This window comes from Roseisalinus antarcticus (genome assembly GCF_900172355.1).
Classification (GTDB): Bacteria; Pseudomonadota; Alphaproteobacteria; order Rhodobacterales; family Rhodobacteraceae; genus Oceanicola; species Oceanicola antarcticus_A.
In genome coordinates, this window is the sequence record NZ_FWFZ01000060.1 from 1 (window position 1) to 9,833 (window position 9,833).

Sequence of the window (9,833 nt, forward strand, 5' to 3'; positions counted from 1 at the left end):
CCCGATCCGTCACCAGCCTCACGGCCTCGATCTTGAACTCACGCGTAAACTTCCGTCTCGTCATATCCACTCTCCAGTTCCATGGTCACGATCTTATCTTCGTGTCCACGAAACCGGCAGCAGCTCAGTACGCTGATCGCGGCTGAGACAACGGGTCGGGTCTGCTACGGTGTTGAATTGAACCCGGCCTACGTCGATGTCGCCATCGAACGCTGGCAAGCCTTCACCGGCGAGACTGCGGTGCTGATCGAAACCGATGAAAGCTTCGCCGCTCTGAAGGCCAAGAGGCTGGCGGCATGAGCCAGTCGCGCCGAATGTCGCTTGTCGAGGCCATCACAAATGTCGCGGTCGGTTATGGTCTGGCCGTGGCCATGCAGATCTTGGTGTTTCCATGGTTTGGTTTGTATCCCAGCCTGAGCCAAAACCTTGCGATCGGCGTCCTCTTCACCGGAGCATCGCTCATTCGTGGGTATGCCTTGCGCAGGCTGTTTGAGCGCTGGCGATGACGACGCTGCTCAGACGGTTTGGTCGAGTTTATAAACGGTTCCCCGGCCCGCGACCTTTTCGGAGCTAACGGGCAGGCCGAGCTTCTTTTTCAACGCGCCTGAGATCATTCCTCGTGCGCTGTGGGCCATCCAGCCCGTTGCCTCGACGATCTCGCAGATCGCTGCGCCCTCGGGGCGCTGCAGAAGTGCTATGACCCGGGCCTGTTTCGTGCCCGCGCGGATGGCGACGGGTTTTGGCGCGTCGGCGGGGTCCGGCTTCACCTTACGCAGGTTGGAGACGGCGAAAGCAACGACAGGCTCGATCCCGATAGCTTCCAGCCCAGTCCCGGTCGCGATCAGCGTGGTGCCATGGCCATCGCCGGTTTCGCGCCAGAGGGGCTCGCCCTTGCGCAGGTCGGCATCGACCTCCTCGAGCCAGCCACGCTCGATCATCTTGGTGACGGACATCTTCGCCGCAGCACCACGTAGCCCCTCGGGCAGCGGCATGGCCAGATTGTCGGGGCGCGTGGCCGCGCGGCTGAGGATGATGGTCTGCGTGTCAGTGAGTTTGGGCATGGTGGCCTCCGATTGCAAAAGACCAACCCGATGTCGGCCCTTCTACCGGCTCAGGCCCGCCACATGGGCGGGCCGCGCGGGGTGCTGAACCGGGCCGCTATTCCGCGTGTTCGCCTTCACCAAAGGCGCTGTCGGTGATCCGCTTCAGGAGGCTTGCGTGATGCTCGAGGGTGCCAACCGTCGCCCAGCCGACCTCGTCGGGGTCGCAGTTGAAGTGGTCGTCGCTGAAAGCCTGCAAGCGGGCCAGCATCTCGTCGATTTCGGCTTTTTTGCACATGAAGGCATTGAGGGCAGCTTCCCGGTTAAGACGGGCCTTTTCGGCGCGGAGCTGGTGGCGGGGCGTGATGATCGGGTTCAGGCGCGTCATGGTGGCGTTCCTCATGGTGAGTTGCATCGTTTCCGTGAGACAACCATCGCTCAGAAGCGCCGATTGTCGTAGGCTATTACAAGCAATATCATGGCTTTATGATCGTTCCGCGCAGCGCGTCATGCGATCCGATCAGGTTCAGTCAACGCGACCTGTTCAGCCTTATGGCGCTGGGCGGCGTCAGGCGTGACAGCGACGCTGCGACAGAACCGCAGATCGAAGCCGATGGCGCAGTTGCGCCAGACAAGATCGCGGAGGCTCTCGCCTTCGGGCAGGCAGTTGAGAGACAGATCATTCATGGCGAGGTCGTTTCAGGTTGAGTTCGGCCCATGCGCCGTCTTGCCAGACGTAAAGATGGCAAAACTTGCAGGTCAGATGCGGGAAGATGGGCGGTTCGCGCGGAGGATCAAAGCAATCAAGCGCGTCGGCGCGCACCTGCCGGATTTCGCGCGCGGCGAGGATGTCCTCAGGCGCCCAGTGCGCGAGCGCGGGCAGCATGTGAGAGGGGTACCCATCGTAATGCACATACACATGTGCCCATTCCTGGGGTCCGATCTGAATGGCGATCTGCGCGCGGGTGCTCATATCGTTCTCCGTCAGATCAGTTGCAGATCGACCAGCGCGGCGCTGGCTGCTGCAAGCTGGGCGGTTGGCAGTTCGATCTTCAGGTGCGAGATCACGTCCGAGGCTTCGACGGCGATCCCGTCTTCGCGCAGCGCGGCCTCGACGGCCTCGGCGATGGCATCGGGGCGGCTGCGGTCGAAATGGTCGGGGAGTGTGGCGTAATCGACGCGGATGGTTGTCGTGGTCATGATCTGGTCCTCAATTCTGTTGTTCGATCAGGGTCTGTTTCCGTGATCCGAGAATCGCTCTATCGGGGAGTGTAATCAACTCAAATAGACCGTCGTTCTTGTTTATTACCAATGTGTTGAAGGCATTCACGGCGTCATGGAAGGTATGTCCGAACGTTCCTATGCGGCTCATTCCGGGCTCTCGCGCGGGGCAGTGCAGAAGGCCCGCAAGACCGGTCGGCTGGTGCTGTTTGCCGACGGGTCGATCAATGCTGTGGCCTCGGATGCACGACGGGGCGCGATGACCGATCCGGATCAGCAGCGGCGGTCGCTGGGCGGCGATACCGGTGCCGTTTCCGGCCCCGGCGACAGCACGTCCTATCTGAAAGCCCGCACGGCGCTGACGGTCTATCAGGCGCAGGAACGCCAGCTGTCGATCCAGAAGAAGAAGGGCGTTCTGGTCGACCGCGCCCGGGCCGAAACGCTGGTGTTTCGCCTCGCGCGCCAGGAACGCGATACCTGGGTCACCTGGCCCACCCGTGTGGCGGCGCTGATGGCGGCGCAATTGTCCGCAGAGATGGAGAAGGCATCGGGGGTGCCGGTGACGATCGAGACTGCGATCCTGCAAAGGGTGCTGGAAACCCATGTCCGAGAGCAGCTCAATGCCCTGGCCGACCTCAGGGTCTCGCTTGCATGAAGAATACCACGACAACAGCCTGAACGACCACGATCTGACCGACGGCCTCGATCTGGCCTTTGACGGCGCCGAGGACATTCTGCGCGCCTGGCGCGGCGGGGTGCGTCCCGATCCTGACCTGACGGTGTCACAATGGGCCGATGCGCATCGCAAGTTGTCGTCGCGGGCCTCCGCTGAGCCGGGCCGCTATCGCACCGCGCGCACGCCCTATCTGCGCGAGATCATGGATGCACTGTCGCCCAGCCACCCGGCACAGCGGGTGACGTTCATGAAGGCTGCACAAGTTGGCGCCACAGAGGCTGGCAACAACTGGATCGGCTTTGTCATTCACCACGCGCCAGGACCGATGCTGGCGGTGCTGCCAACAGTCGAGATGGCAAAGCGCACATCGCGCGGCCGGATCGATCCGCTGATCGAGGACAGCCCGGCGCTGCGGGAGCGAGTAAAGCCCGCGCGCTCACGCGACGCGGGCAATTCGATGCTGTCCAAGGAGTTTCCTGGCGGTATTCTGGTGCTGACGGGCGCAAACTCGGCCACCGGATTGCGCTCGATGCCCGCGCGCTATGTGTTTCTCGATGAGGTCGATGCCTATCCGGCCTCGGCAGACGAGGAAGGCGATCCGGTCACACTGGCCGAGGCCCGCACCACCACCTTCGCGCACCGGCGCAAGGTGTTCATGGTCTCGACCCCGACGATCCGTGGGCTTTCGCGCATCGAGCGGGAGTTCGAGGCTTCGGATCAACGCCGATACTTCGTGCCCTGTCCGCATTGTGGGACGATGCAATGGTTGCAGTTTGAGAGGCTGCGCTGGGACAAAGGACGGCCGGAAATGGCGGCCTATCACTGCGAAGGCTGCGAACGCCCCATCGCCGAGCACCACAAGTCGCAGATGCTGGAACGCGGTGAATGGCGGGCAACGGCGGCGCCAACCGATCCGAAAGCCATCGGCTTCCACTTGTCTGCCCTCTATTCGCCGATTGGCTGGAAAAGCTGGGAGCAGATCGCGCGCGACTGGCTGGCGGCCCAAGGCTCGGACGAGATGCTGCGCGCCGCACGCAACACGCTGCTGGGGGAAACCTGGACCGAGAGCGGCGAAGCCCCGGAATGGCAGCGGCTGGCAGATCGGCGCGTCGCGTTTGCGGCGCAGATCCCCGCAGGTGGGCTGTTCCTGACGGCCGGGGCGGATGTGCAAAAAGACCGGATCGAGGTCGATGTCTGGGCGTGGGGCCGCGGCCTTGAGAGCTGGCTTGTCGATCACATCGTGATCCCGGGTGGGCCAGACGATCCGGCCTGCTGGGATCAACTGACCGCGCTGCTCGGCCAGACTTGGACCCATGAGAACGGCGCCATCATGACGCTGGCAAAACTGGCCATCGACACCGGCTACGAGTCCGCTGCGGTTTACGCCTGGGGGCGCAAGCAGGGCATCGCGCAGGTGGCACCCGTAAAGGGGGTCGAAGGGTTCAACCGGGCCACGCCAGTCTCGGGGCCGACCTTCGTCGATGCCACGGTGAATGGGCGCAAGTTGAAGCGCGGCGCACGGCTCTGGACGGTGGCCACCGCCACCTTCAAGGCAGAGACCTACCGCTATCTGCGCATTGAGCGGCCGTCGGAACCCGATGCGCCCAACCCAGCGGGCACGATCCACCTGCCGGACTGGGCGGACAGCGAATGGCTGAAACAGCTGGTGGCCGAGCAGCTGGTCACGATCCGTGACCGGCGCGGCTATGCCCGCCAGGAATGGCAAAAGATGCGCGAACGCAACGAGGCGCTGGATACACGGATCTATGCCCGCGCCGCCGTCTGGATCCTCGGGGCCGATCGTTTCGACGAGCGGATGTGGCGACAGCTGGAGAAACAGGCCGGGGTGGAGACTGTCGCTATCACACCGACCGCCGCACCTGAGAAACCGACAACCCCGCAAGCCGGGCAAGTGACCACGCCCCGGCGACGTGGCTGGAAGATCAGCACGCCGAAATACATGGAATGATGGATCCCGATGACCCTCGACGACCTCAAATCCCGACACGCCGCGCTGCTGGGCGCGCGCTATAGCGGAACGCGCAGCGTGAGTTATGACGGCAAGAGCGTGACCTATGGCTCGGATGCCGAACTGGCTGCGGCAGTATCGGACATCGAGCGGCGCATCGCAGCACTGGAAAAACCCGGTCGCCGCGTCCTGCGCCCCTACAGCGTGAAGGATCTGTGATGACCGGTGCTCTGAACTGGCGCCAGCGCCTCGGGGCTTTTGTCGGCGGGTTCGACGCGGGTCAGCATCACCGCCGCCTGCGCGGTTTCCGGGCGACCCGCGCCCATGTGAACGCGCTGATCGCGGCCAGCGGGCCTGATATTACCGCGCGGGCCCGTTGGCTGGTGCGCAACAACGGCTATGCGGTGAATGCCGTGGAAAGCTGGGCCGCCAATACCGTCGGCGATGGCATCAAACCGATCTCGAAGATCGCGGACGCTGGACAAAAAGAAGAGCTGCAGCGTCTATGGCTCGCCTGGACCGACGAGGCCGATGCCGAGGGGCTGACCGATTTCTACGGGCTGCAGCGCCGTGCGGCGCGCGAGGTCTTCATCGCAGGCGAGGTGTTCTTTCGCTTCCGCCCCCGGCGCGCGGGCGACGGCCTGAGCGTACCCGTCCAGCTGCAGATGCTGCCCGCTGAAATGTTGCCGCTGGAACAGACCGGCATGGCAGCGAACGGGAATGCCATCCGCCAAGGGATCGAGTTCGACCGGATCGGACGGCGCGTGGCCTATCATTTCCTGCGCCGCCACCCGGGCGACAGCACCGATCCGGGGCTCGCGGATGAGATCGTGCGGGTGCCCGCCGCCGAGGTGATCCATGTGATCGACCCGGTCGAGGGCGGCCAGCTGCGCGGTGTGTCGAAACTGGCGCCCGCCATCGTCAAACTGTTCCTGCTCGATCAGTATGACGATGCTGAGCTGGACCGCAAAAAGGTCGCGGCGATGTATGCGATGTTCGTGACCTCCCCGGCCCCGGAGAACCCCCTCGCGCCGGACGATGAAGAGGGGCCAGACGGGGTCGAGATCAGCCCGGGCCAGATTGTGCGGCTGGATCCGGGCGAGGATGTCACCATCGGCCAGCCTGCCGACAGCGGCGGCACCTACGAGCCGTTCCAGTATCGAACGCTGCTTCAAATCTCGGCAGCACTGGGCATCCCCTATCCCTATCTCGCCAACGACATGGTGAAGGGCAACTTCTCGAACTCGCGCCTAGCGCTGATCGAGTTCCGCCGCCGCGTTTCGGCATGGCAGCATTCGGTCATGGTGTATCAGCTTTGTCGCCCGGTCTATGCCCGCTGGATGGACGCTGCCGTGCTGTCGGGCGCGCTGGCGCTGCCGGGCTATGAGGCGAACCGGTCCCGCCTGCTGACCGCCGACTGGCTGCCGACGAAATGGGACTGGGTCGACCCGCTGAAGGACGCAAATGCCGAAATCGCTCAGATCGAGGCGGGGCTGAAATCTCGGACGCAGGCTATCGCCGAGCGCGGCTATGACGCCGAACAGGTTGATCGCGAAATTGCCGCGGAGCGGATGCGCGAACGCGCGCTGGGTCTCGACTTCCGCCGTCCCGGATCGCCCGCGCAGGGCGTGCAGGCTTTGCAGGGCCCGGGGGACGATGGGGGCAAAGACGACGACACCGACCAGACAGATGAAACCGATGATGCAGACGACAGTTCCCGCGAACCTGAGGACCAGTCCTGATGCTGCATGCCCGCATCGCCGCACGCGCCTTCAACACGCCGCTGCTGGTCGAACCCTCCAAAGCCATGGCGTTTCTGTCGGGCCTCGGGCCGCGCATCCTCGGGAGGTCGGTCGAACTGGCGGACGAGGACGACACGCTGGATGGCAATGCCCATCTGCCCGCCCGCGCCAGTATCCTCGCCGCTGGTCTGCGCCAGCATGGCGAAGCGCCGTACCCGGTGGTGGACGGTATTGCGGTGATCGAGATCTCGGGCGTGCTGATCCATCGTGGCTCCTGGATCGGACAGTCTTCGGGCCAGACCAGCTATGAGGGCATCGCCGCGCAGATCGAGGCGGCGGCCAGGGATCCATCCGTGCGCGGCGTGGCATTGGAAATTGACAGTTTTGGAGGCGAAGTCGCCGGGGTATTCGATCTCGCAGATCGCATTCGTGCAATTCGTGCGACCAAACCTGTCTGGGCTTTTGTCGCCGAACACGCCTTTTCGGCGGGGTATGCGCTGGCAAGTCAGGCCGACCGCATTCTGTTGCCGCGCACTGGGGCGGTGGGCAGCATCGGCGTTGTCGTGATGCATGCCGATCTGAGCGGCCAGCTCGACCGGAACGGCGTACGCGTCACGCTGATCCACTCCGGTCAGCACAAGGTGGATGGCAATCCCTACGCGCCCCTTCCAGAAGGCGTGCGCGACGACATTCAACGCGAGATTGATGTGCTGCGGTTCCTGTTTGCAGAGACCGTGGCTGCCGGGCGTGGCGGGCGGTTGAGCCAAGAGGCCGCGCTTGCCACTGAGGCCGCCACCTATCGTGGGGCCGATGCCATCGCATCAGGCCTGGCCGATGAATTGACCGACCTTGCGCGTGGGTTTGCCGCTTTCCGGAAAATGGTCGCGCGCACACCTGTCCTTTCACCCGCGCGCGCCCGGCGCGCATCCATTTCTCACCCCAAAGATGAGGCAATCATGGCCACTGAACATAACCCCGACGACACCCCGCAGGACGACGCCATTGAAGATGTCAGGGAACACCATGATGGCGAAGCCGACGCTGCCGGTTCAGTACCTGCGCAGCCTACTTCGCCCTCCGCAGCTACGCCCGCAGCAGCAGTTGCCCCGCCCATCCCAGCCTCTGCGCAACCCGGCAATCTGGCCGAGCTGTCGGCGCAGTTTCGTGAGGCGGCAGCGGAGATCGCCGAGATCGCGGCGCAGGCCTCGCGGCTCGGGATCGCCGTTGATGCCGCAAAAGCGCTGCGCGAAAGCACCACGCCCGAGGCCCTGCGCCGCCTTGTCTTGGAGCGCGCAAGTGCGGCCGCCGATGCGCGCGATATCGTCGCCGCAGCGCCGTCGCGTGTCCTGCCACAGGCGACAGAAAGCCCGATCGTCGCGGCCGCAAAGCGTGCGGCGGCGGCGGGCACCCGTCGCTGACGGCAGGCACACCACCGCATCACTGATCCCCGCGGCACCGCCCCAGCGGGGGATGTCCTTTTGCCGCCTGACACAGGAAACCCACCATGACTGTTCTTCAACAGCCCGCCACAACGGGCGATGTTCTCAAATACGAGGTCAACCCGAACTATACCCGCGAGACCGTGACCCTGCTGCAGGGCATGCCTTACCCGGTCGGCTCGGTGCTTGGTCGCATCTCCGCAAGTGGCAAATACAAGTTCGCAACATCCGGCGGCTCTGACGGCGCGCAAACTGCGAGTGCCGTTCTGCTTTACGCCGTCGATGCCACACTGGCCGATGCGACCGGCATTGTTGTTGCACGCGGCCCCGCCATCGTGTCGCGCTCGGCCCTCGCCTATGACGGGACCGTCGATGATGGCGCCAAGATCACCACCAAGCTGGGGCAGCTCGCAAGCCTCGGCATTCTGCCGCGCGACACCGCCTGATCCGGCCCCGCCCGCGCGTTCATCGCGAATCGCCGCAAGGCTCTATCTTCCCCCTTTCCCCGGAGTTCCCCATGACCATCACCCGCAACCCGTTTGATGTGGGCGGCTATTCGCTTGCCGACATGACGCAGGCGATCAATATCCTGCCCAACCTCTACACCCGCCTCGGCCAGATTGGTCTGTTCCGCTTTGAGGGCGTCAGCCAACGCTCCATCGTCATCGAACAGCGCGAGGGCGTTTTGAGCCTGCTGCCCTCGGTGCCGCTCGGCGCACCTGCCACCGTCGGCAATCGCGAAGCCCGCTCGATGCGTTCTTTCGCCCTGCCATGGATCCCCCATGACGACGTGATCCTGCCTGCTGACATTCAGGGCATGCCCGCGCTGGGGCTGTCGGATGCCGCCGATCCGCTGGTCGAGGTGATGAACCGCAAGCTGACACTGATGCGCCGCAAACATGCCCAGACCCGCGAATACATGGAGATGAATGCCCTGCGCGGCATCGTGAAGGATGGCGCGGGCACCACGCTCTACAACTACTTCACCGAATTCGGGTTGGCCCAGATCTCGGTCGACTTCGTCTTCGGCACGGCGGGCACCAACGTCCAGAGCAAGGTCCGCACCACCCTGCGCGCCATCGAGGACAACCTTCTGGGCGAAACCATGATCACCGCCCACGCGCTGGTCAGCTCGGAATTCTTCGACAAGCTGATCAGCCACCCCAAGACCGAGGAGGCCTACAAGTTCTTCTCGGCCACCGGCGGCCAGCCCCTGCGCGAGGACATGCGCCGCGCCTTTCCCTTCGCGGGCATGCTGTTCGAGGAATACAACGGATCGGTCACCCTCTCGAACGGCACCTCGGAACGGCTGATCCCCAGCGGCGAAGGCATCGCCTTTCCCATGGGCACGTTCGACACCTTCACCACCTATGGCGGCCCCGCAAACCTGCTGGAAACCGCCAACACCATCGGCCTGCCGCTCTATGCCCGCCAGATGATCGACGCCAAGGGCCGCTGGATCGACCTGATGACAGAAGGATCGATCCTGCCGGTCAACAAGCGCCCGCGCCTGGCGATCCGGCTGTTCAGCGCGAACTGACGACAGCCCATGTCAGTCTTTGCCGCTGCCATCGATGGCCTCTTCGGCGACCCGAACATCGCCTGCGATGCAGTTTACAGAGATATGGTTGAAAGTTGGTGATGGCCCCTGAGGGGCGGCATATCATGGCGGTGCTGAAGCGCCGTCAATTCTCAAAGAGAAAGGGATATGCCACATGTCGAAATCTACCGTTGTTCCATTCGAGC

At 64.0% G+C, this 9,833-nt stretch carries 13 protein-coding genes and 1 pseudogene; 9 read left to right on the forward strand and 5 right to left on the reverse strand.

The features are described from left to right. Nucleotides 1–126 precede the first annotated feature (126 nt). A pseudogene (locus ROA7023_RS22175) lies at nucleotides 127–300 on the forward strand (DNA methylase); the annotation flags it as partial. After that, a complete protein-coding gene (locus tag ROA7023_RS22180) occupies nucleotides 297–506 on the forward strand; it encodes a DUF7220 family protein (protein ID WP_085881156.1) in 210 nt (69 codons plus the stop codon). The pseudogene ROA7023_RS22175 and the gene ROA7023_RS22180, both read left to right, overlap by 4 nt. Nucleotides 507–515: 9 nt before the next feature. Here the strand turns inward: ROA7023_RS22180 and ROA7023_RS22185 are convergent, their stop codons facing one another. The 5 genes from ROA7023_RS22185 to ROA7023_RS22205 all read right to left on the reverse strand — a co-directional run bounded on the left by ROA7023_RS22185 (nucleotide 516) and on the right by ROA7023_RS22205 (nucleotide 2,240). Then, a complete protein-coding gene (locus tag ROA7023_RS22185) occupies nucleotides 516–1,061 on the reverse strand; it encodes a DUF3489 domain-containing protein (protein ID WP_085881168.1) in 546 nt (181 codons plus the stop codon). 97 nt (nucleotides 1,062–1,158) lie between these two features. Further along, nucleotides 1,159–1,428, reverse strand: coding sequence for a hypothetical protein (locus tag ROA7023_RS22190; RefSeq protein WP_085881157.1), 270 nt, complete (start codon nucleotides 1,426–1,428; stop codon nucleotides 1,159–1,161). Nucleotides 1,429–1,547: 119 nt separating this feature from the next. Beyond that, nucleotides 1,548–1,727 carry a hypothetical protein gene (locus ROA7023_RS24615; protein ID WP_085881158.1) on the reverse strand — a complete coding sequence of 60 codons (180 nt, stop codon included), beginning with the start codon at nucleotides 1,725–1,727 and terminating at the stop codon, nucleotides 1,548–1,550. Further along, nucleotides 1,720–2,013, reverse strand: coding sequence for a hypothetical protein (locus ROA7023_RS22200; protein WP_085881159.1), 294 nt, complete (start codon nucleotides 2,011–2,013; stop codon nucleotides 1,720–1,722). Before ROA7023_RS22200 ends, ROA7023_RS24615 begins: the two co-directional genes overlap by 8 nt. Before the next feature lie 11 nt (nucleotides 2,014–2,024). Then, nucleotides 2,025–2,240, reverse strand: a complete 216-nt coding sequence (locus ROA7023_RS22205; protein ID WP_085881160.1) for a hypothetical protein — start codon at nucleotides 2,238–2,240, stop codon at nucleotides 2,025–2,027. Nucleotides 2,241–2,376: 136 nt separating this feature from the next. On the opposite strand from ROA7023_RS22205, the gene ROA7023_RS22210 reads away from it, so the two are divergent. The 7 genes from ROA7023_RS22210 to ROA7023_RS22240 all read left to right on the forward strand — a co-directional run bounded on the left by ROA7023_RS22210 (nucleotide 2,377) and on the right by ROA7023_RS22240 (nucleotide 9,627). Continuing rightward, the gene (locus tag ROA7023_RS22210) at nucleotides 2,377–2,916 is read left to right on the forward strand and encodes a hypothetical protein (RefSeq protein WP_085881161.1); all 540 of its coding nucleotides are present in this window, start codon (nucleotides 2,377–2,379) and stop codon (nucleotides 2,914–2,916) included. Continuing rightward, on the forward strand, nucleotides 2,882–4,906 hold the full coding sequence (locus ROA7023_RS22215) for a phage terminase large subunit family protein (protein WP_234992408.1): 2,025 nt from the start codon (nucleotides 2,882–2,884) through the stop codon (nucleotides 4,904–4,906). The genes ROA7023_RS22210 and ROA7023_RS22215 overlap by 35 nt, the downstream gene beginning before the upstream one ends. A gap of 9 nt (nucleotides 4,907–4,915) precedes the next feature. Continuing rightward, the gene (locus tag ROA7023_RS22220) at nucleotides 4,916–5,125 is read left to right on the forward strand and encodes a phage head-tail joining protein (RefSeq protein WP_085881163.1); all 210 of its coding nucleotides are present in this window, start codon (nucleotides 4,916–4,918) and stop codon (nucleotides 5,123–5,125) included. Further along, nucleotides 5,125–6,648: a phage portal protein gene (locus ROA7023_RS22225; RefSeq protein ID WP_085881164.1), complete on the forward strand. Its 1,524-nt coding sequence runs from the start codon at nucleotides 5,125–5,127 to the stop codon at nucleotides 6,646–6,648. Before ROA7023_RS22220 ends, ROA7023_RS22225 begins: the two co-directional genes overlap by 1 nt. Further along, nucleotides 6,648–8,066, forward strand: coding sequence for a S49 family peptidase (locus ROA7023_RS22230; protein ID WP_085881165.1), 1,419 nt, complete (start codon nucleotides 6,648–6,650; stop codon nucleotides 8,064–8,066). Before ROA7023_RS22225 ends, ROA7023_RS22230 begins: the two co-directional genes overlap by 1 nt. Before the next feature lie 86 nt (nucleotides 8,067–8,152). Further along, nucleotides 8,153–8,533 (forward strand): head decoration protein, encoded by a 381-nt coding sequence (locus ROA7023_RS22235; RefSeq protein ID WP_085881166.1) that lies wholly within the window; start codon nucleotides 8,153–8,155, stop codon nucleotides 8,531–8,533. Nucleotides 8,534–8,604: 71 nt separating this feature from the next. After that, the gene (locus ROA7023_RS22240) at nucleotides 8,605–9,627 is read left to right on the forward strand and encodes a major capsid protein (protein ID WP_085881167.1); all 1,023 of its coding nucleotides are present in this window, start codon (nucleotides 8,605–8,607) and stop codon (nucleotides 9,625–9,627) included. Nucleotides 9,628–9,833 lie beyond the last annotated feature (206 nt).

Coding starts and splice junctions, on each gene's coding strand:
- ROA7023_RS22180 (WP_085881156.1), top strand. CDS start 297: ATGAGCCAGTCGCGCCGAATGTCGCTTGTCGAGGCCATCACAAATGTC.
- ROA7023_RS22185 (WP_085881168.1), bottom strand. CDS start 1,061: ATGCCCAAACTCACTGACACGCAGACCATCATCCTCAGCCGCGCGGCC.
- ROA7023_RS22190 (WP_085881157.1), bottom strand. CDS start 1,428: ATGACGCGCCTGAACCCGATCATCACGCCCCGCCACCAGCTCCGCGCC.
- ROA7023_RS24615 (WP_085881158.1), bottom strand. CDS start 1,727: ATGAATGATCTGTCTCTCAACTGCCTGCCCGAAGGCGAGAGCCTCCGC.
- ROA7023_RS22200 (WP_085881159.1), bottom strand. CDS start 2,013: ATGAGCACCCGCGCGCAGATCGCCATTCAGATCGGACCCCAGGAATGG.
- ROA7023_RS22205 (WP_085881160.1), bottom strand. CDS start 2,240: ATGACCACGACAACCATCCGCGTCGATTACGCCACACTCCCCGACCAT.
- ROA7023_RS22210 (WP_085881161.1), top strand. CDS start 2,377: ATGGAAGGTATGTCCGAACGTTCCTATGCGGCTCATTCCGGGCTCTCG.
- ROA7023_RS22215 (WP_234992408.1), top strand. CDS start 2,882: ATGCCCTGGCCGACCTCAGGGTCTCGCTTGCATGAAGAATACCACGAC.
- ROA7023_RS22220 (WP_085881163.1), top strand. CDS start 4,916: ATGACCCTCGACGACCTCAAATCCCGACACGCCGCGCTGCTGGGCGCG.
- ROA7023_RS22225 (WP_085881164.1), top strand. CDS start 5,125: ATGACCGGTGCTCTGAACTGGCGCCAGCGCCTCGGGGCTTTTGTCGGC.
- ROA7023_RS22230 (WP_085881165.1), top strand. CDS start 6,648: ATGCTGCATGCCCGCATCGCCGCACGCGCCTTCAACACGCCGCTGCTG.
- ROA7023_RS22235 (WP_085881166.1), top strand. CDS start 8,153: ATGACTGTTCTTCAACAGCCCGCCACAACGGGCGATGTTCTCAAATAC.
- ROA7023_RS22240 (WP_085881167.1), top strand. CDS start 8,605: ATGACCATCACCCGCAACCCGTTTGATGTGGGCGGCTATTCGCTTGCC.